This is a genomic window from Methylibium sp. (assembly GCF_013817365.1).
Lineage (GTDB): Bacteria > Pseudomonadota > Gammaproteobacteria > Burkholderiales > Burkholderiaceae_C > Methylibium.
On sequence record NZ_JACDCU010000011.1, the window covers coordinates 1 to 25,462 of the forward strand.

The 25,462-nt window shown below is 67.2% G+C and carries 14 protein-coding genes and 4 pseudogenes; 6 read left to right on the forward strand and 12 right to left on the reverse strand.

Annotated features, from left to right (window positions below; translation table 11 throughout):
- Window positions 1-112: 112 nt before the first annotated feature.
- The 4 genes from cheB to H0W38_RS01790 form a co-directional block, all read right to left on the reverse strand.
- Complete coding sequence (cheB, locus tag H0W38_RS01775; RefSeq protein ID WP_292450801.1) at window positions 113-1,183, reverse strand: chemotaxis-specific protein-glutamate methyltransferase CheB; 1,071 nt, start codon at window positions 1,181-1,183, stop codon at window positions 113-115.
- A 49-nt stretch (window positions 1,184-1,232) separates the two neighbouring features.
- Window positions 1,233-2,915: a chemotaxis protein CheW gene (locus tag H0W38_RS01780; protein ID WP_292450802.1), complete on the reverse strand. Its 1,683-nt coding sequence runs from the start codon at window positions 2,913-2,915 to the stop codon at window positions 1,233-1,235.
- Window positions 2,916-2,955: 40 nt separating this feature from the next.
- Window positions 2,956-4,878: a methyl-accepting chemotaxis protein gene (locus H0W38_RS01785; protein WP_292450803.1), complete on the reverse strand. Its 1,923-nt coding sequence runs from the start codon at window positions 4,876-4,878 to the stop codon at window positions 2,956-2,958.
- A gap of 343 nt (window positions 4,879-5,221) precedes the next feature.
- Complete coding sequence (locus H0W38_RS01790) at window positions 5,222-8,152, reverse strand: PAS domain S-box protein (protein ID WP_292450804.1); 2,931 nt, start codon at window positions 8,150-8,152, stop codon at window positions 5,222-5,224.
- 150 nt (window positions 8,153-8,302) lie between these two features.
- Here H0W38_RS01790 and H0W38_RS01795 point away from each other — a divergent pair, with 150 nt between their 5' ends.
- Window positions 8,303-10,342: an ATP-binding protein gene (locus tag H0W38_RS01795; RefSeq protein ID WP_292450805.1), complete on the forward strand. Its 2,040-nt coding sequence runs from the start codon at window positions 8,303-8,305 to the stop codon at window positions 10,340-10,342.
- 39 nt (window positions 10,343-10,381) lie between these two features.
- On the forward strand, window positions 10,382-10,804 hold the full coding sequence (locus tag H0W38_RS01800; RefSeq protein WP_292450806.1) for a BLUF domain-containing protein: 423 nt from the start codon (window positions 10,382-10,384) through the stop codon (window positions 10,802-10,804).
- On the opposite strand, the gene H0W38_RS01805 is transcribed toward H0W38_RS01800, so the two are convergent.
- Window positions 10,751-11,770: a winged helix-turn-helix domain-containing protein gene (locus H0W38_RS01805; protein WP_292450807.1), complete on the reverse strand. Its 1,020-nt coding sequence runs from the start codon at window positions 11,768-11,770 to the stop codon at window positions 10,751-10,753. The two genes, H0W38_RS01800 and H0W38_RS01805, sit on opposite strands and share 54 nt — an antisense overlap.
- 94 nt (window positions 11,771-11,864) lie before the next feature.
- Window positions 11,865-12,506: a response regulator transcription factor gene (locus tag H0W38_RS01810; RefSeq protein ID WP_292450808.1), complete on the reverse strand. Its 642-nt coding sequence runs from the start codon at window positions 12,504-12,506 to the stop codon at window positions 11,865-11,867.
- A 385-nt stretch (window positions 12,507-12,891) separates the two neighbouring features.
- Here H0W38_RS01810 and H0W38_RS01815 point away from each other — a divergent pair.
- Window positions 12,892-13,227 (forward strand): annotated as a pseudogene (locus tag H0W38_RS01815) (transposase); the annotation flags it as partial.
- Window positions 13,228-13,229: 2 nt separating this feature from the next.
- Here the strand turns inward: H0W38_RS01815 and H0W38_RS01820 are convergent.
- The 6 genes and pseudogenes from H0W38_RS01820 to H0W38_RS01845 form a co-directional block, all read right to left on the reverse strand.
- Window positions 13,230-13,400, reverse strand: a pseudogene (locus tag H0W38_RS01820) (GMP synthase (glutamine-hydrolyzing)); the annotation flags it as partial.
- A gap of 598 nt (window positions 13,401-13,998) precedes the next feature.
- On the reverse strand, window positions 13,999-14,586 hold the full coding sequence (locus H0W38_RS01825) for a biliverdin-producing heme oxygenase (RefSeq protein ID WP_367161563.1): 588 nt from the start codon (window positions 14,584-14,586) through the stop codon (window positions 13,999-14,001).
- Window positions 14,583-17,405 (reverse strand): EAL domain-containing protein, encoded by a 2,823-nt coding sequence (locus tag H0W38_RS01830; RefSeq protein ID WP_292450810.1) that lies wholly within the window; start codon window positions 17,403-17,405, stop codon window positions 14,583-14,585. Before H0W38_RS01830 ends, H0W38_RS01825 begins: the two co-directional genes overlap by 4 nt.
- Window positions 17,406-17,430: 25 nt before the next feature.
- On the reverse strand, window positions 17,431-20,226 hold the full coding sequence (locus H0W38_RS01835) for a PAS domain-containing hybrid sensor histidine kinase/response regulator (RefSeq protein WP_292450811.1): 2,796 nt from the start codon (window positions 20,224-20,226) through the stop codon (window positions 17,431-17,433).
- 81 nt (window positions 20,227-20,307) lie between these two features.
- Window positions 20,308-20,670 (reverse strand): annotated as a pseudogene (locus H0W38_RS21990) (PAS domain-containing protein); the annotation flags it as partial.
- A gap of 197 nt (window positions 20,671-20,867) precedes the next feature.
- Window positions 20,868-21,046, reverse strand: a pseudogene (locus tag H0W38_RS01845) (transposase); the annotation flags it as partial.
- A gap of 91 nt (window positions 21,047-21,137) precedes the next feature.
- On the opposite strand from H0W38_RS01845, the gene H0W38_RS01850 reads away from it, so the two are divergent.
- The 3 genes from H0W38_RS01850 to H0W38_RS01860 all read left to right on the forward strand — a co-directional run.
- Window positions 21,138-23,318, forward strand: coding sequence for a CHAT domain-containing protein (locus H0W38_RS01850; RefSeq protein WP_292450813.1), 2,181 nt, complete (start codon window positions 21,138-21,140; stop codon window positions 23,316-23,318).
- Window positions 23,319-23,340: 22 nt separating this feature from the next.
- Window positions 23,341-24,777 carry a triacylglycerol lipase gene (locus H0W38_RS01855; RefSeq protein WP_292450814.1) on the forward strand — a complete coding sequence of 479 codons (1,437 nt, stop codon included), beginning with the start codon at window positions 23,341-23,343 and terminating at the stop codon, window positions 24,775-24,777.
- On the forward strand, window positions 24,774-25,462 hold a 689-nt coding region (locus tag H0W38_RS01860), incomplete at its 3' end, for a CpXC domain-containing protein (protein WP_292450815.1). The genes H0W38_RS01855 and H0W38_RS01860, both read left to right, overlap by 4 nt.

Genomic DNA, 25,462 nt, shown 5'->3' on the forward strand with positions numbered 1-25,462 from the left:
CGACTCGACCGGGCGCAGCAGGGCAGTAACGGTGGACTTTTTCAGCGCCATGGAAGGGTCCGGTAGGTTGATCCCCGCGGGGAACGGCCGGCCGCGGCTGGCCTTGGGGCGCTCATGACAGCCAGCTGCGCAGTTGCGCCGCCATGGCGTGGCAGGGCAGCACCAGGCTGGCGCCGCCGAGCTCGATCAGTTCGTGCGGCATGCCGAAGACGACCGCGGTCTCGGCCGATTCGGCGATCGTGCGGCCGCCCGCGGCGTGCAGCCGCTTCATCGCCGCCGCACCGTCGTTGCCCATGCCGGTCAGCATCACGCCCAGCAGGCGCTGCGGCGACATGAATTTCATCGCGCTCTCGACCATCACCTCGACAGAGGGATGCCAGAGCACGGTGGGTGTCTCGGGCCGCGGCGCGACGTACAGCACGCCGGCACGGTCGCTGACGACGATGTCCGTGCCGCCGCGGCCGATGTAGACATGGCCCACCTGCAGCGGCATCGGGCCCGCAGCCTCGACCACCTTGAGCGCACACAGCCCGTCCATGCGGCGCGCGAAGGTGTCAGTGAAGTTCGCCGGCATGTGTTGTGCCACCAGCACCGGCCACGGAAAGTTGGCGGGCAGCTTGGGCAGGATGTCTTCCAGCGTGCGCGGCCCACCGGTGGACACGCCTATCAGCAGCAAGCCGGGCACCTGCGCACTCGCGCGCCCCGGGATGCCCGTCGCGAGCGGCGCCGCCGCCGGCTTGGCGGTTTGCGAACGCGCCGGCGCCGCGCGCGGCCAGCCGAGTTGCGCCCCTACTCGTGCACGCAAGGCCGAGCGCACCTTGTCGAGCAGGATCAGCTTGATGTCGTCGACGTGCAACGAGATCGTGCCGCCGGGCTTGGGAATGAAGTCGACCGCGCCCAGCGCCAGCGCCTCGAAGGTCGCGAGTGCGCCCTTCTCGGTCAGCGACGAGACCATGATCACCGGCGTCGGCCGCGCCGCCATGATCAGCGACAGCGCGGTCAGCCCGTCCATCTCGGGCATGTTGATGTCAAGCGTCACCACGTCGGGCTGCCACGACACCACCATCTCGACGCCCTCGGCCCCGTTGCGCGCGCTGCGCACCTCGTAGCCGCCCTCCACCAGCACGCCGGTGATGAGCTTGCGCATGAGCGCCGAGTCGTCGACGACCAGAACTTTCTTCATGTCAAGGTTCCTTGGCTGCAGACGTCGATGGCGTTGCGGTGGCGTTCATCTACGCCGCCTTGGCGAAGACCTGCGGCTCGGGCGCCGGCGGCAGCGGTTCGCCACCGATGCGGTCCAGGGCCAGCACCTCGCGGCCCTGCAGCAAGTGCTCGGGCTCGATCAGCATCACCAGGCGCTTGTCACCGTCGAGCTTGGCGACCTTGCTGATGAGCTGGCTCTGCTCCTGCGACATCGCCGGCGCTGAAACGATGTGGGCGCGCGGAATGCGCAGCACTTCGGCCACCGAATCGACGATGAAGCCGGTGCGCTTGCCGCCCAGCAGGTAGACCATGATGCGCTGGCGCTCGTTGCGCTCGATCAGCGGCAGGCCGAGGCGGCTGCGCTGGTCGATCACCGGCAGCACCGTGCCGCGCAGGTTGATCACGCCTTCGACGAAGCCCGGGGTCTTGGGCACGCGCGTCAGCGCTTCCGGAACGCGCACGATCTCCTGCACACTCATGATCGGCACGCCGAACTCCTCGGCGCCGAGGCGGAAGATCACGACCTGTGCGTCGTCGTCGCTGCTGCTCTCGACGCTGTCTTCACCGCTGTCGTCGGGCGTATCGGCTTTGTTCATGCTGTCTCCGCTTTGGCCACCACCGGCGCCGCGCGCCAGATCCAGCGCCTGTTCGATGGCCGGCATCTGCAGCAGCCGGTCGGTGGCGATGATCGACACCAGGCGCTTGCCGCCGTCGAGTCGGCAGATCGACGAGAACTCCTGCATCTGCCCCGAGCTCGACAACATGCCCGGCATCGGGTCGGCCTGCGCGCGCGGGACGCTCAGCACCTCCTTGACCGAATCGGTGACGAGACCGACGTGCAGCCCGCCCGGCAACGTCGTGACCACGATGCGCTGCTGCTCGCTGTAAGGCTGGCGCGGCAGCCCGAACAGGCTGCGCAGGCTCACGAGCGGCAGCAGGCGCTGGCGCAGCGAGATCACGCCCATCACATGGCCGGGAGTGTTGGGGAGTTCGCTGACGCTCTCGGGCAGTTGCACGATCTCCTGTACCTCGGCGATGTCGAGCGCGTATTCCTGCTCGGCGACCGAGAACGAGACCAGGCGCAGTTCACCACCGCCGGTGCCGTCTTCGGCTTCGGTGGCGTTGACCGAGCAGCCCGTTTCCACGCTGCCCGCCAGGGTGGTGGTGGCGTCGCTGCGGGCCACGGCGAGGGCGCCGAACTGGGCCTCGACCAGGCGCGCGAAGTCGATCGACAGCAGCATGTCGTGGCCGCTGCCATCCGCACGCGGATGCTTGATGACGCCGGTCAGGTAGTCGGCCTTCACGATGCTCTGGATGCTGTCGGAGGACTCGACTTCGCCCGGCTCGATGGTCACCACGCTGGCGACGCGGTCGACCACGAAGCCGAGCGGCTGGCCGATGTGGATGACGAGCGCGCGCGTGGCGTCGTCACTGTCGCGCTCGGTGCAGCCGAAGAGGCGGCGCAGGTTGATGATCGGCAGCACGCGTCCGCGCAGGTTGGCCAGGCCGTCGAGCGTGCTCGGCGCCAGGGGCAGATGAGAGACCTCCGGCATGCGGATGATCTCCTGCACCGGCGCGATCGGCACCGCGAACATCTCGCCGGCCACGGCGAAGGTGACGTATTGGTTGTGGTGGTTGGTCTCGACATCGGCCACATCGTCCGGGCGGAGTTCGGGGTTGTTGGCCGGGGTCGTCGACAAGGCTTTGCTCATGGCAGTCCTCCTGGATGGGCTGGCGTGGAGAGGACGGCGTTCACGCGCTTTGCAGTTCGTCGGCCAGCGAGGCGATCTCTTCGATCGCCGCCGACAGTTCCTCGGCGCCCTGCGACTGCTGCTTGGCGGCGGATGCGGCCTGCTCGGCGGCCTTCTCGGCCTCGGCAGCGGCGGTGGAGACCTGCTCGACGCCGACCTTCACCTGGCTCACGGCGGCAGCGATTTCCTGCGCAGCGGCCACGGCGTCCTGGTTGCCCTTCTGCACCTCCGCCACATCGACCTCGATCTTGTTCAGGCTGGTGGTGATGAGCTTGGCCTTCTCGACCTCGGTCAGCGCCGAGGCGACGATGCCATTCAGGTCACGGCCGACGAGGCCAATCTGGTCTTGGATCGCCTTGACCATGTCCTTGATGCGGTCGGCGTTTTCGGCCGAGTCGTGCGCCAGGTTGCGGATGTCGGTGGCGACGACGACGAAGCCCTTGCCGAAGTCACCGGCGCGCGCCGCTTCGATGCTGCCGTTGACCGCGAGCATGTTGGTCTGGATCGAAACCTGCGTGATGGCATCCACGATCTTGTCGATCTTGCGCGACACCAGTTCCAGCTCCTTGACCTGCGTGATGCTGGTCTGCGTGCTGCTGACGTTGGAGGAAATGCCGCCGATCAGGCTGTCGATGTTCTGCTTGTTCTCGCCCATCAGGGCGCGGATCGCGGTGGCGCGCTCGTTGCCCTGAGCCGCACGCTCTTCGGCGATCTGGGCACCGCGTTCGATCTGGGTCACCGCGGCGGCCGATTCCGCGCTGGCCGCAGCCTGCGTCTGCGCGCCCTTGCGGATCTCGTCCAGCGCAACCAGGATCTGCGCCGCCGAACGGTTGATCTCCTGCACGGCGCTGGAGAGTTCTTCGGCCGAGCTGGCCACCTCTTCGGCGCTCTTGGCGATGTCGGTGGAATTTTTCAGCTCGTCGGCGATTTCCGACAAGCCAGCCGCCGTCTGTTCGCACTGCGACAAGGCGGTGGTCTGCTCGGTGACGGTCTTGTTGGCTTCTTCGCAGGCCGACGACTGCTGGGTCGAGGCCGCGGCGATCTGCTCGGCGCCCAGCAGGGCCTGCTGCGACGCGACGTTGCTTTGCGATGCGGCGGTCGCGATGTCGGCCGCCCCCTTCACGATCTCGGCGGCGTCGGTGCGGATCTGGTCGAGCTGCTTCAAGATCAGCACGCTCTTTTCGACTTCGGCCTGCACCGCTTCGGCGCCCTGGTTGATGCCTTCGGCGATGACCTTGACTTCGCCCTGGATCTGGCCGATGAGATCCTGGATCTGCTTGGCGCTCTTCTCCGAGGTCTCGGCCAGCGTGCGCACTTCGTCGGCGACGACGGCAAAGCCCTTGCCGTGTTTGCCGGCACGCGCGGCTTCGATGGCGGCGTTCAGCGCCAGCAGGTTGGTCTGGTCGGCGATGCGGGCCACGGCCTTGACGATGTCGCCGATGCTGGCGGCCTGGCGTTCGAGCTCGGTCATCATCTTCACCGACTCTGCCTGCCGCAACGCGGCCTGCTTGACATTGCCGACGGTCGAGCCGACCTGGCCATTGACTTCGCCGGCGAGCGTCTGAATGCCTTCGGCGGTGCGTTGGGCCTGCGTCACCGCGGCCATCTGGCGTGTGATCGAGGCCGAGACCTGGGTGATGGCGGCCAGCGATTCTTGCGCCGCACCCGAAGCCTCTTCGGCGCCGGTGGCGATTTGCGCCGCGGCGCGCTTGAGTTCTTCGGCGGCCGAGGCGGCCTCGTTGATGCCCGAGGACAACTGGGTGGCGGCCGCCGAGACACGCTCGGAGGCTTGCTGCTGCTTGGCCAGCGTGCGTGCGCGCTTGCGCTGCACATCGGCGTCGCGGGACACATTCTTCGAGACGCCGGCGGCGACTGCCTGCAGGGCTTGCGGGGTGGCCGTAGAGGCCTTGCGGACGAGGGACATTGTTGCTCCAGAGGTTGCTTGATCGGGTCCATGACGCACACACCTGTGGGCGTCAAAACAGCTTGGCGGCACCATCGCTGTTGCAGCATTTGTGGACCGAGGCCAAGTGCTGCGTATTTCAGTTCTTCGCGGGCTGACGCGATCGGAAGATGAGCGGCCCAACGCGCCTGAACGGCGGGCGGGTCGAACTTGAATCGGGCGGTCGCGCCGGACCTCCGTGAAGGCTTGGCGCACGGCCGTTAACAATGCTGGCGCAATGTAGGCAACGCCCTGGCAGGCGTCTGTAGGGGCGTCTTGACGCGCGGCGCCGGGGGTTCTCGACCCGGGCGCCGGCGCGTGACTTTCAACCGCTTGGCGTGTCGGTGGGCGTCCAGCGCAGCGTGACGGTCGTTCCCGCCTCGGGCGACGAGTGGATCTCGAGAGTCGCGCCGATGGCGAGTGCGCGTTCGCGCATGCCCACCATCCCCAGGTGGCCGGGCCGCACGACATGCTCGATGCGCGCCAGCCCGCGGCCGTCGTCGCTGACGCTCAGCACCAGATGCTGCAAGTCGCCCGCAAGCGCGACCAGGACGCGCTTGGGCGCCGCATGGCGCAGCGCGTTGTTGATGCCCTCTCGCGCGACCATGAATGCGGCGTACTCGACATCGGGCGGCCAACGTGCTTCGGCCGGCAGCGACCCCGCATCAAGCACCAGCTGCACGTGGTCCTGGGCGAGGCCGTGTTGGTCGAGTTCGTTATCCAGGGCTGCGATGAGGCCCTGTTCATCAAGCAACGGCGGCCGCAGCACGGTGAGGACCCGCCGCACCTGCTTGTTGGCATCGGTGACGAGGCGGTCGATGCGGTCGAACCAGGCCGCGCTGCCGCCAGCGCTCTGCGCCATGGCGGGGCCGACGTCGAAGATCAGTCGCAGCGCAGCCAGCGTCTGCCCAAGGTCGTCGTGCAGGGTCTGTGCCAGCTTGCGCGTCGTCTCCTTCTCCTGCGCCAGCAGCCGCTGCGTCAGGCCGGCGAGCTCCAACTGGTAGTCCGCCAGGGCCTGCTCGGCTTGCGAGCGCTCGGTGATGTCGCGCAGGATCGCGGTCAGCACCGTGCGGCCGCCGACGCTGGCCTGCGAGATCGACGCTTCGAGTTCGACCAGTTCGCCGTCGGCACGAACGCCCTGCACCTTGCCCGCCGCCATGGCCCGGCGGCTGACGCGCGAGGCCGCGAAGTGCCCGAGGTACTGCCCGTGCGCCTCCCGCGCGTGGCCAGGAATCAGCCGGTCGAGCGACTGGCCGAACATGGCCTGCGAGGCAACGCCGAAGAGGCGCTCGGCCGCGGGGTTGAAGAGCACGACCGCGCCGTGGACATCGGTGCTGACGATGGCGTCGCTGGCGCCGGCGATGACGGCGGCCAGCCGGGCCTCGCTCTCGGCGATGCGCTGCGCCGCTTCGCGGTCGCGCGTGCGGTCGCTGAGCACCAGCGCGAAACCGGGCTCGTCGCCAACGCCTGACAGGCTGTACAGAGTGCCTTCAGCAAAGAAGCCTGTTCCGTCGACACGCAGCATCCAGTGTTCGATGCCGCGCTGCTTCTCATCGCGTGCGGCTTGCAGCAACTGCGCCGGCATGCCCTGGGCCCGGTCAACGCCACCAAACAAGCTGGCCAAGTCGGATTTCAGCGCGTCGGCGGTGGCCCGGCCGGTGAGCCTTTCGGCGCCGCGGCTCCACGAAACGAATGCGCCGCGCGCGTCGAGCATGATCAAAGCGTAGTCGGCCGCGGCGTCGGCGAACACGCTCAGCTGGCGCGCCAGTTGGTTGGCACGCCGCCGCTCCACGGCTTCTCCGCTGATGTCCTGCACCAGCGCGATGACGCCGTCGAAGCGCTCGTGGCGGTCGAACAGCGGCACCATCTGCCACTGCACTGGCAGTCGCGTGCCGTCGGCGCACAAGGCCGAGAAGCGAGTCACCAGTTCGCCAGGGGTCGAGGTCGTCGACTCGAACTGCGCGCTGAAGCCCGCCGCATCGGCGGGGTCGCACAGGAACTCGCTCGTGCGCCGGCCGCGCACCCGTTCTGTGGTCCAGCCGAGCATGCGCGTGCAGGCCTTGCTCAGGTACTCGACCCGAAAATCGGCGGACGAGATGGCCACGCCCGTCGGCAGGTGGTCGATGACCCGCTTGAACTGCCGGGCGTCGGTGGCCAGCCGCAAGAAGAGCGCCTCATCGGGCCCGTGTTCCGTTGCCTGGTTGCGCAGCAACTCGTCGCCCAGAGCATCAAGATAGGCCCCATGGGGCAGCGCGACGCGGTCGCCGCGGTCGCCCGCCGCCTTGAAGCGGGCCTGGACCGCATCGAACAGGCGGCGGTAGGGGTTGGTGGCGTGTCGCGCGGCGAACAGCCCCAGCGCCCCGCAGGCCAGCACCGCGGCCAGCGAGAAGGCCAACAGCGTCTGCTCGAACTGCCGCACGGCCGCAGCGGCCAATGCCGCGTCCTGGCTCACCACCACGCGCCAGCGCAGCCCACCTGCCGCGGCAGGCAGAGGCACATCGCGCACCACCGCGAGGTAGTCGCGGCCGTCGGAACCGGTGGCCCAGAACGGCGCTGCAGCCGGCGCCGTCACCCCGAACGGCGGCGCTTCGCGCAACGGCCGCCCGCCTCCGGCCAGGATGAAAGCATCCAGTCCCAGGCTTTCGGTCTCGGTGTTGGTGACCGTTCTCGCACCGATACCGGCGAGCCAGCCTGTGCTCAGATGCGCGGTCATCACCGCGACGACCTTGCCGGCGGCGTCGCGCACCGGCACACCGATGTCAGCGACATCGTCGGCACCGGTGGCACCCAACCAGGGCCGCAGCGCCACCGGCGGGTGGAAGTCGGCAAATACGACCCGCGACCGGCCACCTTCGAACACCGGGCGCCCGGCGATGGACTGCCCTTCGAGCCAGTGCTCGGTGCCGGCCAGCACCGTACCGTCGAGCGCGGCAACACCGATCCAGACGTAGGCGTTGCCCTTGGCCCGCAGCCACTCGAGCTCGGCGCGCATCGCATCGACCTGGCGTGGGTCCCGCGGGTCGGCCAGGGCCGCCGAGCGGGCCAACAGTTCGACCTCGTTGATACGCACGGCCACCGCGGCAGACAGGCGGTCGGCCAGCAGCAAGACCCGTTGCTCGATGCGCAAGCTGCTCTGGGCTCGCAGTTCCCGGGTCACCAACTGCCCGAACGCCAAGTACAGCAGGCCGACCAGCAGCAGCATCACCAGCGCCGGGACGATCGTGAAGCGCAGCGCCAGATTGGACGGGGCGAACATCGCGCGCATTGTCGCCGCGCCGCCCCTGCCGGGGCGCGGCGACGCAGTCTCCCGACGCGGGTCGTCGACCTTTCCCTACACGCCGCGGCCGGACGATCCCCGAAGATGGACTCCGCCTCTCCAAGGCTTGCCGCAGTACCGAAAGGCCCGATGTTCATTGATACCGTCGCCAATCCGCCCGCCGCAAGCTCGGCTGACCCGAGCATCGTCTCGCCGCGTCTGCGCGCGGGGCGCCGCGCGGGCAGCGTGGGCCGCGCGCCGGACGGTGCGGCGGCAGATATGGCGGCCGCTCCGGCTCAGTTTGTCGTGGCGCCGGGCCAGCCGCTGCCGCTGCTGATGCGTGGCAGCCAACCGACCTTCGTGATCGACAGCGAGACGCTGCAACTGGTCGCCGCCAACGCGGCCGCGCTGGCGCTGCGCGCCAACCGCCACCCGGTGCAGTTGCAGCGGCCGGCGCACGAAACCTTCACTCAGTCGGCACTGTGCCGCCTGCAGGGTAGGCCCACGGCGGCGGAAGCGGCGCACGATGCAGACCATGCTGGGCTGATCGACGGGCCGCTCGACAGCGAGACCGTGATCTGGAATGGTCGGCTGTCGCACCTGGTGGTGGTGCGACAAGCCGACATTCGGCAGCTGGATGCAGGTCGGGCGCTGCACGAGCGTGAACTGCAACTTTCGGGCATCGTCGAGACGGCGATGGACGCCATCATCTCGGTCGACGCCGATCAGCGCATCCGGGTCTTCAACAGCGCAGCCACCGTGATGTTCGGCATCTCGGCGGCCGAGGCGCAGGGCGAGCGGCTGGAGCGCTTCATCCCGGCGCCGGCGCACATCGCGCACGGCGAACATGTTGCCAACTTCGCGCGCACCGGCGCCAGCGTGCGCCGCATAGGCGGCTTGCTGCACGCGTTGACGGCCGTGCGGGCCAACGGCGAAGAGTTCCCGATCGAAGCCTCGATCTCGAAGATGGGCGCAGGCAGCACGATCCTGATGACGGCAGTGATCCGAGACGTCACCGAACTCAAGCGCGCGCAGGAAGCGCACAAGGCACAGTTGCAGGCCGAGGCCACGAGCCGCACCAAGACCGCTTTCCTGTCGCGCATGAGCCACGAACTGCGAACGCCGCTGAACGCCGTGCTCGGTTTCGCGCAGCTGTTGGGGCACGCCGGTGCGGACCCGCTGACGGTGCGCCAGCGTGACCAGGTCGACCAGATTCGCCGAGGCGGCCGGCACTTGCTGGAGCTCATCAACGACGTGCTCGATGTGGCCAAGATCGAAGAGGGCAGGATCGACGTCAGGGCAGAGAGCGTGTCGCTGGCAAGCGTGGTCGACGAAGCGCTCGACATGCTCAAGGAGCGCGCCGATCTGCTGCAGGTCAGTGTCCACACGCGCTACCGCGATGCTTGTGCGGACACCGTCACGGGCGACGCCTTGCGGCTACGCCAGGTGGTTCTGAACCTGCTATCGAATGCCATCAAGTACAACCGGCCCGGTGGCGAAGTCTGGGTCGATCTCGAGCAGCGCGACGGAAGGCTCGTGCTGACCGTGGCCGACAACGGTCTCGGCATGTCGGGGCTGCAACTCGAGCACCTGTTCGAGCCCTTCAACCGCCTCGGACGCGAAAGCAGTCCGGTCGAGGGTACGGGCATCGGACTGTTCCTGACCCGTCAGTTGGTGCACCTGATGGGTGGCGAGATCGTCGTCGACAGCAGCCTCGGGGGCACCCAGGCACGCATCTCGCTGCCGAGCGGAGTCGGCGGCGCATCGGCGAGGCGGCCGACGAGCCCTGAAGCGACGGCGAGTGAGGACGACCCGAAGCCCAGCGGGCTGGTGCTGTACGTCGAGGACAACCCGGTCAACTATCTGCTCGTCGAGCAGGTGCTGCAGCGCTGGCCCGACGTGCGCCTGCTCGGGGCCGAAAGCGTTGCCGAGGCGATTGCGCTCGCCTCACGTGTGCGGCCGCAGATCACGCTGCTGGACATGAGCCTGACCGACGGCACCGGCCTGGACGTGCTGCGCGCGCTGCGCGGCAGCCCCGCAACCGCCGAGCTGACCATCATTGGGCTGTCGGCCAGCGCGATGGCCGAGGACGTCGCCGCTGCGCTGGTGGCCGGCGCCGACGACTACTGGATCAAACCGCTCGACTTCGACGCCTTCATCCCCAGGATGCGGGCACTGCTGTCGCGCTGACGAAGACATCAAGACCACCGGCCCCGAGGAATCTCACCCATGTCTGCCCTACGTTCAGTCGTCTACGTCAGCACCGCCACCGGCGGTGTCACGGCGGAGAGCCTCGAGTCGCTGATCACCGAGGCCAGGAAGTTCAACCTGGCCAGCGGCGTCACCGGCGTGCTGCTCTATGCCGATGGCAACTTCATGCAGTGCTTCGAAGGCGCCGACGATGCCGTGCACGGCACCTACACCCGCATCCTCGCGAGCCGCAAACACCGCAACATCATCGAGTTGATGAACGCTCCGGTCGACAGCCGCGCTTTCGAAGGCTGGCACATGGGACTGGCGCAACCGTCGCGTTCGAATCTGCTGGCTTTGACGACGGGAGACTGGCAGCAGGCCTCGCAACGCACCGACGCCAACCCGTCATCGATGGGGCTCGACTTGCTGAAGGGTTTCTGGAAAAGCGCCGGTCGCTGAAGACGGCGGCTTAGCGGTGCGGCCACGTGGCAGGCGGAACACTTCGATGCGTTCGTCGTGCTCCGCCAGCCATTCGGACACGACCTGAGCATCGTCGGCGGGCAGGCGCAACGGCGCAAAGACGACGAGAAACAGCTTGCCGCTTCTGAGCTCTGCCAGCCGGCGCAAGAAGTCGATGCAGTGGGGCGCGTCGAGGGCACCCGGCAGCGTCATCCAGTGCCGGTGACCCTGCTTGGTGACGGTCGACACCACGGTGCCCTGCTGACCGGCGGGCGACATCCCGTCTTCGTCGCGTTGCAGCGCTGCGCCGTGGACCCAGTGAATCTCCGCGCCCTCGAGCCGGGCCCGCGCCTCGATGGCCGGATGGACCTGGTCGAGCCAGCGCCGCAGACCCTGCGCAGCGAGCCCATCGGGCTGCCTGGCACGCCGGTGAAGAACATAGCCCCACCGCGTCAGATACTTGGCGACGGTGCGGCGCGACAGTGCCTTGCCCCGGCGCCGGGCAATCAGCGCGGCCACCCCGGCCGGTGTCCACAGCAGGCCGGGCAGCGACAGCTCGTCGGGCGTGTTGTCGGCCAGCAGGCGGCGCAGCATACGTTCCTCGGCGGGGTCGAGCGCTCGGCCGTCGCCGGTCTTGCGGCTGTTGGGGGCGTCGTGCAAGGCTCCCGGCCCCGCCGTGCCATGGCGCTTGCAGATGTCGAACACGCCTGTGCGGCTCAACCCGGTTTGCGATGCGATCTCGTCATAGGTTCTGCCAGCGTCGCGCAGGCCGATCACCTGCAGCCGGCGCAGGTAGCGTGCATCGGCCGCGAGCGAACGCATATCGACGCTTTCCGGCGTGCGGGCCGCCGGGTGCTTTTGCAGGTTCATCGACGGTGCCGGGTTCAGCGTGGCGGGCAGGGTCTGACCAACGGCCGCGGCTGCGGCGACGGGGCAATTCAAGGGCGCGTGCTCGAAAGCGCCCATGGAAATTCACTGTAGCCACCGTCCCTGCGGCTGTCTGTCGGGATGTCTGGACAGTCAAGCGATCATTGGGATCGCAGACTCAAAGTCCAGCCGCTCAGCGCTGGTCGGCGTCGATGAGGCCGTTGCGGATGGCCCAGCGCACGAGGGCCGGCACGTCGGCGATCCCGATCTTGGCCATGAGCCGGCTGCGGTAGGTGTCGACCGTCTTCGGTGACAGGTGCAGCTGCTCACCGATCGCCGCGCTCGACTGGCCCGCGACCACCATGGCGACGATCTGTCGCTCGCGTGGGGATAACGAACCCAGGGCGTCGTCGCCCGAGCCGGCTGTCAGCGCCCGCACAGCAATTTCTGCGACCTCGTGGCCCAGATAGCGTCGCCCCGACATGACTGCGTCGATGGCGGCCAGCAGTTCGCTCGCCGGCGAGCCCTTGAGCACGTAGCCGTTGGCGCCCAGTCGCAGGGCCTCGGAAACGTGGGCCGGCTGTGCCGACATCGTCATCACGATGCAGCGCACCGGGAGGTTGCGGCGCTGCAACTCGACCAGGAGTTCGAGCCCCGAGCGCTGGCCGAGGTTGAGATCGAGCAGCAACACCTCGGGGCTCAAACGCAGCAACTCGCCAAGGGCGGTGGTCAGATCGGCGCTCTCGCCCACCACTTGGTGGCCGGCTGATTCGAGCACCGAGCGGATGCCGTCGCGCAGCATCACATGGTCGTCGACCAGGTAGACGCGCGTCATGCGCTTCGGCTCCGAGGCAGGGGCCCCCAGTGTCGCGAGGACGCAGCGATTTGTGCTGATGTCACCGCAAAGAGTCTACCGATTCGACGCTGATACACCGTGCGGCCGCTGATGCGGTCGTCGAGTGCCCAGTCCCACAGCGCCGTGTCGATTGCAAATCGCCTACCAAGGGAATACACGTCGCCGTGACCGCGCTGTCGGGCACCCCCAATGGCACTCCCTTTCGAGCGCCGAAAATCCTGGGCCAACTGCGCGAGCGGCTGCGCTGGAGTCTGCCAAGTCCGCTCCAGTAGCCTGCATGAAATCTGAACTAAAGGAATCCTGCAAAACAGGCCCGCGCCTTGCATGAGCTGAAGCCATGATTGCCAGACGCGTGAGCAGCACCATGAAGCAACTCGGCCTGGGGCTGAACCTGTCGACGAAGAAGACGCGCAAGCGCGAGTTCTTGGACGAGATGAACCGGGTGGTGCCGTGGGCCGCGCTGGTGGCTGTGGTGGAGCCGCATGCGCCGCGGGCCAAGACCGGCCGCCCGCCCTTTGCCATCGAGGCCATGCTGCGCATCCACTACCTGCAGCAGTGGTTCGGCCTGTCGGACCCGGCGATGGAAGAAGCGCTGCACGACGTGCCGCTGTACCGAGAGTTTGCTGGCTTGGATGTGGCGATGAGCCGCCTGCCCGATGAGAGCACCATCCTGCGCTTTCGCCACCTGCTCGAAGCCCACGACTCGCGGCCGATTATCTTGCGCTTGGCCTGGGGATCCGACACCCCGGCCAGCGCGCTCAGGAACTGGCGCTGGCGGCGACCGCGATCACCTTCGCGTGCAGCCCGCCCGGCGAACATCTCCATCACCATGGGGCCTTCGTTCAGGCGCAGCAGGCCGTGGTCGACGAAGACGCCGCGCGCCCAGCTCGAGTTGGTGCGCATCGTCTTACGCGCAGGCGGCGACCTTCCGGAGCATGCGGCTCCTGGCGAGATTACGTTGCAGGGCATTGAGGGCTGTTTCGAGCTCGGCACACCGTCGCGCACCCGGATGATGGGGACCAGGAGACCTGGTGCACCCTACAGCGCGCGAGCCGGACGCCCTTCACGCTGTCACTGACACTTCGATCCTGTTGACGATGTGTCTGCTGCCCGGCTGAAGGTCCATGGGCAACCTGCCGACGCGCCAGGATCCCTGAATTGCGCATCAACGTGGGACCGGCGAGATGCCGGAAAGCCGCCGGTCACCAGCGGCGGCAGAGGGCCGGGAAGAGGCGCCGGCTCAACGCCTTCACAGCCGACGCGAGCCGCGAAGACTCCTTGAACGGCAGCTTCTCCACCGCATGACGGTTGCTGAACGACCCGGAGCTGACCCAGCAAGCTCGAGATTGACAACCCCGATGCAGACTATCGTCCCTCGAGACCGGCGCTCAACAGTGGCGCTCGACCGGCGCGCATGCGATGAGTGGGCGGCCGGTCGGCTGGCACGGCGGCTTCGCCGTTGTCGGAATGGTCAAATCCCAGTCAGCCAGACTTGCAAGAGGCCGAAGGTCTGCTGCGCTCCGAGTAGGATCGCCGGCGAGGCGCTGGGCGCGGCCTCGGACAAGCAGCGCAGCGTTTCGCTCCATCGCCGCCCCGTCTCATTGCCGTACGGATTGAAGTATCGCAATCCCGCCTGTGGGCACCAGGCCGCACCCAGCAGATGGCTGCTGATCATCTTGCCGCCCAGCGTCGAGCCCTCGATGACGTAGAGAGCACCGAGTGCGGCCTCACGAGTGCTGGACAGCGCCGTGGCGTTCCGACAGACAGGCAGCGCATCGATGGCCGCGTCGACCATTCCCAATGCCAGCAGATCCTGACGCAGCAACGGCAACTTGCAGCGATGAGCGCGAAAGTCGGGCGCAAGCCATGCCGTGAGGCTCGGCTCCCAAAGCGCGTGGAAGCCATGAAAGCGCTGCAGCAGACGCAGATAGTGTCCGCGTTGCAACGGCGGTGTCAGCATGTCGAGCGCGCTCTCGAGCCTGCGATGCAACGACGCGGTGCCGTCGCGCAATTGCTGCCGCAGGTCATTCGCAGTGGCCACCGACGTGGAAGCGATCATGCGGATGAAGCCCTAAGGCGCTCCCCCGCGTTGATGCGCAGCCATGCTTCGGCATCAGCCGGCACCAAGCAGCGGCTGATCGAATAGCCTTGCAGCAACTCGATGCCGGCTTTGACGGCTTGCGCCTCCATGGTCGCGGTTTCGATCTGGGTCGCGACCACCGGCACACGCAGCACTTTGCCGATCGATCTGATGACGGGTGCCAGGGCAGCGTTCCGGCGCGTACCGTCGATTTTGTCGAAGATTTGCCCGGGCACCTTCAATTGGTTGATGCGCAGGCCGAGCAAGCGCTTGAGCACGATTGGGGCCTGTCCGAAGTGGTCGATGTTGGTCAGCACATTGAGGCCTGCGAGGGCTGACATCTTTTCCGTCACGCGCTGGAAATCGGTCAGGAGCGCCGCGTCCTCCAGATCGAGGCGAAGCCATTCCAGACTAATGTTGAACTCCTTCGCCAGCGCTGAACACAACCCGACGAGATCGAGGCCGAGGAACTGGCGGGTCGTCATGTTCACGCTCACGGGTACCAGCGCCAGGCCCAGGCGCTGCCACTGCTTCGCCTGCTTGACCGCCTCCCGGATGCCCCACTGCGCAAACCGGGCCGCGAGCTGGTACTGCTCGATCAGCGGCATGAATTCGGCCGCGCAGATTTCGCCCCGGTCCGGGTGCTGCCAGCGCGCAAAGGCCTCGAAGGATTGCAGAACACGCGTCTTGCCGGCGACGATCGGTTGGTAGACAAACGAGAAGCCGTCGCCCTCCAACGCATGCTCCAGCGCCATCCGCACCGACTCCTTCTGCTCCTTCTCGGAAAGCATGTCGTTGCTGAACACCTTGAAGGCATTTCGGCCGCCATGCTTGGCCTGGTAGAGCGCCAGATCAGCCCCCTGGAGCAACTGGTCTTCCTCGGCAAAGTGAAAGGGACAGAATGCAATGCCGATGCTGACGCCGATTTCGACGTCCTGGCCACGAATATGGAACGGTCGGCGAATCGCCTGCAGGATGCGGCCGGCCACGAGGTCGGCGTCCTCTATCCGCTCCAACTGGAACTGGACGATTGCGAACTCGTCGCCGCCGAGCCGCGCCACCACGTCCCGGTCGCGCACAATGCCCTTCAGGCGCCGGGACACCTCGACCAGCAACTCGTCGCCTGCTGCATGTCCCATGCTGTCGTTGACCGCCTTGAACCGGTCCAGGTCGAGCATGTACACAGCGGCAAGGTTGTCGTTGCGCACGCTCGAAAGGATGGCTTCCCTCAGCTTGCGCTCGAACTGGTTGCGGTTGGCCACCCCGGTGAGCGGGTCGTACAGTGCCAGGCTCTCCAACTGCACCCGCTCGATGAGCTCGATCAGCATCTCGCGCAGCTTCGTCGCGGCTTCGATGTCGACGTCCTGCCAGGGTTCGGCCACGCCCTCGACGTCCTGCGCCCAGCGCTGGAACGACGCCCGCGGCGACAGCCCTTGCACGTCGAGCGGCCCGTCATCCAGGGCTTGCGGCTTGCCGGCCCAGCTCACCTGCTCGATCTGCTCCGAGCGCATCAGCAGCACGAAGTCCTGATCGACTAGTGGCAGGAACAGCAGGCCGCTGGAAAAGCGCACCAGAGGCCTGTACTTGGCGAGCGAGGGGTCGATTCGGTCGCTGTGCGCAATGCCGAACCGATCGAACGTTTCGAGCCGGTTCTTCAGTACGCTCAGACTCACGTCGTCGGGGACGTCACCGCCGTAGGTGTCCCGGCCGTCGAGATGGGCCCAGATGCCCTGCGCGCCGAACATCTTGCGAATCGGGGTCAGCTGGGAATTGATCGAGTCGATGCGCGGGTCGAGTGTTCGCAGCGTGCCGCGCACCTCCGCCCGCGCCTCGCGATAGGCCGCGCGCGCGCCTTCGATCTGCATCGCTGCCATGTCCGACATGTGGATCGACCCGATGCGTGCCAACTCCTCGCACAGGAGGCGTTGCGGCAACGCCACCTTGCGCGGTGCCAGGTGGTGGCAGGCAATAAGCCCCCACAGATGGCTGGCGACGACGATCGACACGCTGAACGAGGCCGGTGCGCCGATGTTCTTCAGGTACTGGATGTGGACCGGGTGGACGGCGCGGAGGCTGGAGAAAGTGAAGTCGATCGGCGGGCAGCCGGCAGCCGTCAACACAGGTACGGCCTCGCTGTAGGCGTCCACGATCAGCCGCTGGCCGTTGCGCAGGTAGAGGCGCCGGGCGTTTTCCGGCAGATCGGTGGCCGGGAAGCGCAGGCCGAGAAAGCCCGGGACGCCGGACTGAAGCGTCTCGGCGATGACCTCGCCGTGCCATTCCGGCAGGAAGCGGTACAGCATCACGCGATCGAACTGCGTGATGCGCGCCACGGTGGTCATCAGCAGTTTCGCCGCGCTTTCGGCGGTCGTGCTGGCGGACAGAGCGTTCAGATAGTCGGCCCTTTCGAAGGCGGCCGAACGCAAGGTCTTGTCTTGGGCTTGCGACGATGCTGCGGCGTCGAGAGGCTCGATCTCGACCAGTGTCACCTCGTTCATCGAGTGCTGGCTGAGCAGAACCGCGCGGTTGCCGAGGGCTGTTTCATGCAAATGCGGCATGTCGCTGCCGGGCTCATCGATGGGCGCGAACAGGCTGGGCAGCTGAGCCGCCGTAAAGAGAGCGCTCCAGGACGCGCCAAGCAACTCTGCCGGCGGTTTGCCGCCGAAGGCGTGGATATTCGCCGAGCAGGCGCAGATCAACTGCGAGTGCTTGTCGATGACCACCAGTGCGCCGTAGGACTGGATGTGGTCAGCCCGGTGCAACTCGGCGCTTGCGCAGTCGCCGAATGGCGCGTTGGTCATGAATGCTTCCCCCCACAATCGGTATTCATCGGCGAATCGGGCTGGGCTGCGATGCTGGGCCCGCACGGGCAACGTCATCCGGCCAGCGCAACAGACAGGCGTACAACGCGGACGCATCCATCGGCTTGGACATGAAGTCGTTCATTCCCGCGGCGGCGCAGGCGCGCCTGTCCTCGTCGAAGGCATTGGCCGTCAGGGCCACGATCGGGCAGTCCTGCCAGCCCGGCAGCGCACGAATGGCGCGCGTTGCCTCGAGGCCACCTATGTCGGGCATCTGCATGTCCATCAGCACCAGGTCGTAGGCACCGGCCTGTGCCAGGGTCAGGGCCTCGCGGCCATCGGCCGCGGTGTCGACATGCAGGCCGACTCCGTGCAGCATCGCCAAGGCGACTTCGAGATTGACCTCGTTGTCTTCGGCCAGCAGGATGCGCCGGCCACGATGGCGTTCACGCAACTGCACATCCGCGCCTGCAACAACGGTTGAAGTCCCGCTGGGCGTCACGCCATGGCCGCGCTGCAGATGCGCCGTGAACCAGAAGGTGCTGCCGATGCCGGCGGTGCTCTCGACGCCGCACTCGCCACCCATCAGGCGCGCCAGTCGCTGGCTGATCGCCAATCCGAGTCCCGTGCCGCCGAACTTGCGCGTGATCGACTCGTCCGCCTGCTCGAAGGCCTGGAACAGCCGCGGCAGCTGTTCCGGCGTCATCCCGATGCCGGTGTCCTCGACCTCAAAGCGGACAAGCAACTCTCCGCCTTCATCGCTCAACAATTTGGCCCGCAGGCTGATCTGACCGCGCTCGGTGAACTTGACGGCATTGCTGGCAAAGTTCAGCAAGGCTTGTCGCAGTCGTGTCGGGTCGCCGCGCAACCACATGGGCACGGCGTTGCTGTCGACGAGAATTTCCAAGCCCTTGGCACGTGCAGCGTCCGCCACGATGGACTGGACGTTGTCGAGAATGGCCGACAGGTGGAAGTCAGTGGCCTCGATTTGCACCCGCCCGGCCTCGATCTTGGACAGGTCCAGCACATCGTTGATGATGGACAGCAGGTGCTGCCCCGCGCTGTCGATCTTGTCCAGGCGCGCCGACTGTTCGGCCGTGATATCGCCCTGTCGGATGAGGTAGTTCAGGCCGACGATCGCATTCAACGGCGTACGGATCTCATGGCTCATGTTGGCCAGGAAAGCGCTCTTGGCGCGGTTGGCGTCGTCGGCTTGCTGGCGCGCTGCGGTCAGTTCGGCCGTTCGCACCTCGACGAGTCCCTCCAGGTGATCGCGATAGCCTTCAAGCTCTTCATTGAGGCGCGTCTTTGCGGCCTCCGCCCGTTCCCGCTCTGTAACGTCCATCGCCAGCACCAGGCGGGCTGGCCGTTGCCCATAGTCCAGCGGGTCCGAGACAACGTCCACCGAGATCGAGCTGCCGTCCTTGCGCCGGTGGGTCCAGCGGACCGAGCGGCGCGGCCCGAGATGCCGCTCGGCGATGTAGTTTCGCACTCGCACCGCATCTTCAAATGTACGGATGTCGGCCACCGTCATGGCAAGGAACTCGTCGCGGCTGTATCCGTACTGCGCCACGGCGGCCGGGTTGACTGCGAGGAAGGCCAAGGTCTGGACATCGAAGACCCACATCGGTTGCGGATTGCTGTCGAAGAGCTGGCGGTACTGTGACTCGCTGGCGCGCAGCGCTGCTTCAGCTTGTTTGCGCTCGGTGATGTCGATAACGGATGCCAGCGTGAACGTGCCGTCTATCGTTTCCAGAGGATTGAGGCCGATTTCGATCGGGACCTCCGTCAGATCCTTGCGGCGTCCGAACAGCTCTCGTCCCGCGCCCATAGCGCGCGCCCTTGGATTTCCGAAAAAGTCATGCACGTGCGATGGATGCCGACCCCGGAAGCCTTCAGGCACCAAGCATTCGACGGGTTGGCCCACGAGATCGTGGCGGTCATAGCCGAAGAGATGTTCTGTCTTGCGATTGACCAGCGTGATCCTTCTATCCTGGTCGACCAGCAGCATCGCGTTGGGCGCCGCCTCGACGACGAGTCGAAAGCGTTCCTCGGCGCGCTTGCGCTCGGTGATGTTGGTGTGGCTGACGACGGCGCCCCGCAACAAACCCCGCATCGGCACGACGCTGACGCGGAACCAGTGCTGCTTGGTGGGACTGTGGCAGGGGTACTCGAGATGAAAGGTCTCGGTGCGGCCGTCCAGTACGGCGCGGATGCCGGCAAGCGTCTCGTCCGCCTCGTCACCGAGCGGAGTGCCAATCGACGCGTCGCAGATCGCGAGGTAGTCGATCCCTACGGCGTCGACCACCGCGGCGTTGCCACCGTTTGCACGCCCGAAGCGCCGCCAGGCCTCGTTGACCGCCACGATCACGCCGCGCCCATCGAGCACGGCAATGTGCTCGCCGAGCGAATCGAGCACTGCGGCGCTGAACGCCAGGCTCTCGCGCAGCGAAGCCTCGGCATTCTTGCGGCCGGTGATGTCCAGGTGAGTACCGGTCACGCGCAGCGGGCTGCCGTCGGCGCCGCGCTCGGTGACTGCACCCTGGTCGAGGATCCAGATCCAGCGTCCGTCGGCATGCCGCGCACGGACCTCGGCTGAGAAGCTGGTGCCGGCCGGGTTCAGAATGACGTCGCGGACGAGCCGGTCGAGCGTGGGTAAGTCGTCGGGGTGGACCCGGCTACCCCACGACTCGACTGTCAGCGGCGGGCCTTGTGGGTCGAGGCCGAGCATCTCCATCCAGCGCGCGTTGACGCCGAGCGCCCCGTCGTGGAAGCGCCAGTCCCACAGGCCCAGGTCGCCGCCGAGCAGCGCGAGTTGCACGCGCTGCTCGCTCTGCCGCACGGCCTGCTCGTTGCGCACGCGCTCCGACACGTCGAACATGCTGCCGATGAAGTGCGTCAGGCTGCCGGCATGGTCGCGCACCGGCGAGATCGACAGCTCGTTCCAGAACACGCTGCCGTCCTTGCGATAGTTGAGCACTTCGCCGCGGAATTCGACGGCTGAATCGATCGCTGCGCGCATCTCGGCCACCGTCTTCGCGTCGGTCAACGGCCCCTGCAGCATGCGGCAGTTCCGCCCGACGACTTCGATTCGCTCGTATCCGCTGAGGCGAAAGAACGCGTCGTTGGCGTAGACGATGGTCTCGTCCTTGTCCGAGATCAGCACGCCCTGGGAGATTGAGTCCAGCGCGGCATCCCTAATGCTTAACGTCTCGTCGCTCGGGCCAAAAGGCGGAGCGGGCATGGCCGGGTGCTGCTCAAGCATAGGCCGAATTTTGGCAGACGCCGAGATCAGGCTGAGTGATCGACCTTGAAGCTGCCGGTCACCAAAGACGGCTTGTGGCCTATTCCGTTGAAGAACTCGGTTTGCTCACGAGGTTTTAAAGCGCAGTTCTTGATGACGCGATGGCGTTGACGAGAGGCGAGCGGTGATCGATGCCGTCGCGAGGTTAGGCGGCCTCTTTAGGCCGGCATCGCGGCCGTATTTTGTTGCCCTTCGAATAATCTCTTTGCCATCTTTCGCAGGTTCTGAGCTGCGCGGCCAACAGGAACTCATCATGCGCGCCGGTCAGCCCTCTCAGGCGCAGCCGATCCAGCTTGAGGATGCGTTTGAGATGTGCGAACAGCATCTCGACTTTCTGACTGGCTGTACCTGGCACGGGTAGACCGCTGTGTCAAACGGGTCGCGACGCCCACCCTGTGGCGCAAAATGAGGCGGCCGGAGGGTTGCGAATGGCCATCGACCTAAACTTGCTTGACAGCGGCTTCCAGCTTATGGGCCCGTCACCGAGCGGGGGTGAGCTGCTTGGCGCTTTCGCGCGAACTGATGCCAACTACTTCGTTGGCATCGCCAAGCCGCACCCCGGTGAATACGCGCCGATGCTTCTGCGGCGCGGGCTGACCGCCGACGTCATTGCTCAGTTCTGCGCCGGGCCCGAGGCCAGCGAAGCCTGGGCCCGCCTGCTCGCTCTGCAACCCGGCTTGCTGCGCTCGTTCATCGCCTTCGGCATTCTCAACGTCACGGTGCCGGCAGACCCGTTGGCGGTGGCTGGCGTGAAGCTGGATTCGAACTTGCAGCGCCGCGTGGGCCAGCTGCTCTTGGAAGAGATGAGCCACGCGCCGCGCGTGGCGGTCATCGAAGCCGACCTGGTCAAGCCGCAAGACTGGCCCGAACTTTCGCTGCTGATGCGCGGCGACAACGTGCTTGGCGTCTTCGACGAGGGCGCGCTGGATGCGGGCGGATGGCGCGCTGCTGCGCTGCCGCCGTTCGTGCCGAAACGCTCGCATGCCAAGCCGCCTGTTTTCGGCAGCGGTGGCGGTGCGCGGGGCGCCGTCACGCCGCAGCCCAAGCGCGCGAAGCCACCCGCGAAACCCGTTTCCCCGACGCCGGTGGCCGAGGCGGCCGGGGCGGAACCGCCAGCTGACCCCTTCATTGCCCACCCGCGCATCACCGTGGAAGGCTCCGTTCGCGCCAAAGCCACCGCGTTCTTCACGGTCGGGTTTTCAGACACCCCCGACGCCGATGCCGACGAGCAAAAGCGCATCAGCATCGCCGACGCGCATGCCGGCGAGACGCTGCTCGTGATGGTCAGCGCCGAGGGCGCGAAGATCGTCGAGCCTTCGTTCGCCGAGTTGGCACTCGACCTCGCCGACGAGCACCGCTACAGCGCCGAAGTTCCCGCGGGCGTGCACAAGGTCGTGCTGCGCGCGAACTACCTGTTTCGCAACAAGCTCGTCGGCGCCATCGTCAAGCCGCTGGCGGTGGAAGGCGCAGCGGCGGCGCCGAAACCGGTGCAGATCGACGCTGGCGTGGCGGTCGTCCGCCCGCTGGCCGATGCCGACGGGCTGGCGCCAGCCGACATCTTCTTGTGGGTAGAGAACGAAAAGCCTGGCTTCGTTTCCTGGCGCGCCTATGTGTCGGCATCGGCCAAGCAGCACGGTCCGTTCCGTGTCCGCATGGACGACCCGGCGCAGTTCGCCAAAGAGCTGGCCAACCTGCGCGGGCGCTACGGCGACGAGGGCAACGGCGCGCGCGATGAGTTGCGCGGTATCGCGCGCACCATAGCCGCGGCCATGCCGAAAAAGATCATCGAAGACGTGCTTGCCCCGGCGCTGCGCGCGGGCACGCCGACGATCCTGCTGCTCACCGACCAGGCCTTCGTGCCCTGGGAGCTGGCCTTGCTGGCGCCGAAAGTCACTGGCACCGCGAAGGCGGCTTTTCTGGGCGAGCGCGCGCTCATTGGGCGCTGGTGGAAAGGCGTGGGTTCGAGCGGACCGGTGTGCAGGTTGCACGTGGCGCATGTCAGCGCGGTGGCAGCCAGCCAGTACGGGTCGGACACCAACCTCGAAACCTTGAAGTACGCAATCGAAGAGCGTGAGCTGATGCGGCGCAGCTACGGCGCCGACCCTGTCGAAGCCAACGCCACCGCGGTCGACAAGTGGCTCGACCAAGAGCCTCGCCAGAGCGGCCACCTGGCGCACATCGCGCTGCACGGCTACAGCGACGCCACGGCCAACGCCCAGGGCCTGGTGCTGGGCGATGGCGCGGTGCTCACACCCAACCGGTTGGCGGGCGATTGCGACACCGGCGAGACGCCGCGCTTTGCCATGGTGTTCTTGAACGCCTGCCAGGTCGGCACCGGCGGCGCAGAGCTCGGCCGCATGGCCGGCTTTCCCGGAGCGCTGGTGCGCGGCGGCGTGAGCGGTTTCATCGCGCCGCTGTGGGAAGTGAAGGACGAAGCGGCCTGCGAAACGGCCAAGCAGTTCTACGAGCTGACCCTGCGTGCGGGTGGCGAAGAAGTTGGCGAAGCGCTGCGCCTGCTGCGCTCGCAAACCGTGTCCGGCGGCAGCATCACGCCGTGGGCTTACCTGTTCTACGGTCACCCGCGGCTGCGCCTTGAACGGCCGCGCTGAACGTCGTCACAAGGAGCCCACCATGGCCAAGGAAACCCGCATCCAGGGGCTGCACCGAGCTGAGAAGCTGGGCACCGGCGGCATCAGCCTGCTCGCGCCGGGCTACACCGGTACTGCCGTGCAGGTGGAGGCCGGCAGCGCCGGCGCGCGCGGCGTTGGCGGCGACACGCTGCCGCTGGCCGAAGCTGCGTTGGCGGCGGACGCGGTGGTCGTCTCGCGTCTGCGTCTGGCGCTGAAGCCGCCCGCCGTGGCAGCACCCGCCAAGGGCGCGCGAAGCAGCCCGGCCGCCCCCCCGCGCCTGGCCGTGGCGACGCAGGCCGGGCGCGACTACGCCGTGCTGCACACCGACGAAGCCGGCCGCTCGACCTGGCTCTTCCCCGCCGCCGGTTCGACCGCGCAGCAGGCCGCCTTCGACCTGCCTCCTCCGGCCCCCACAGGTCCCAAGGGCGACGGCTCGCGCGGGCTGGTGACGAGCGTGATGCGCAGCCTGGTGCGCGTGATCGCCTGGGCCACCGCGCCTTTGATCGGCGTTGCCGCGCAGGCCATCGCCGCCCACTGGGAAGGCGACAAACGCCCGAACGGTTTGTGGCAGGTGGGCGCAGCCGGCAGCCTGGCGCAGCCGCGCTGGAAAGAATGGAAAGCGGGGCCGACGCTGCTCTTGATCCACGGCACCTTCAGCACGCCCCAGGTCGGCTTTGCGGGTTGGGTCGACAGCTCGGCCTTCGACGCGATCGCCGCGCGCTACGCCGGCCGTGTGCTGGCACTGGCGCATCCGTCCCTATCAGCGAGCCCGCAAGACAACATCGATTGGCTGCAGCAGCAGTTGCCCGCTGCCGCCGCCTTGGGCGGGCCCATCGACATCGTCTGTCACAGCCGCGGCGGGCTCGTGGCGCGCGAGCTCGCCACGCGCGCCGCCGCAGGGCAGGCGCCGAGCGTGGCCCGCGTCTGCCAGGTGGGTGCGCCCAACCTGGGCACGCCGCTGGCCGACGCAAAACGCTGGACCGTGTTTCTCGATGCCCACACCAACTGCTTGACCACGCTGCCCGACAGCGTGACCACGGTCGTGCTCGAAGGCCTGCTGTGCCTGGTGAAGATCATCGGCAGCGGCGTGGCGCGTGGCCTGCCCGGTTTGGCGGCGATGGACCCCGAAGGCGACGCGGTGCGCAGTCTCGCCGGCCGCAGCGTCGGCGACACGCGCTGGTTCACTATCGGCGCCAACTACGAGCCCGCGGCCAACACCGCTTTGGGCTTCGTTAAGCGGGTCGGCGCCAAGGTGTCTGACGCGGCCGTGGATGCCTTCTTCGCTGCCGACAACGACATGGTGGTGCCGACCGACGGCTGCCATCTGCCTGGGCCGAAGGCCGTCGAGTCGCTGCGCATCACGGGCGCACAAACGAATCACGTCAACTACTTTCAGTCGACCGAGGTCCACGCCAAGCTGTGGCAGTGGTTGGCATGAAGCCCGGCGAGCCGCTGCCTACGGCGCTCGTGCTAGAAATGGCCTGCCCGCAATGCGGCCAGGCCCTGCATGCGAGATTGCCGCAGGCGATTGATTTGCAGCTGCAACCGCAGCGCCGCGCGCAGATTGTTCAGCGCACGCTGCACGACGTGGCATGCCCGCATTGCCGCTCGCTCATCAGCGTGGCCACGGCCATCGCGGTGTGGGAGCCGCTGCAGCGCCTGGTCTTGACCTGGCACCCGCAGGATGGCGACGCGAAGGGCTGGCAAACAAGAGTGGACGGCGTTGTCGCCAGCCTGCGCCGGGCCCAGCCCGCATCGGCCAAAGCGAAACGTCAAGCCTGCGCAACCCACGGCGCGCTGGCCAACGCGCTGCTCGAGGGTTTTTGGGACGCGCCCGAGTCGGCCGGCTTGCAGGCCCGAGGCCTTTGGCGAAACGTCTTCCCGCTCCTGCCCGCGGCGTCGCGCATCCGCGCGCTCGACCTGCTGGGCGAAGGCGACCAGAAAGCGCTGCTCGAAGAGGCCGAGCGCGACCCGGCGCTTTCCGCTGCGCTGCGGCGTGCCAGCGATCCGCAGCAGCAGGTCTTCACACCAACGCTTGAAGCCGCGCTGCAGGCGGTGCATCTGCGCGACTCCCTTGAGCCCGCGGGTTCGATCGATACCTTGGCGATCGGACTCGTCGAATG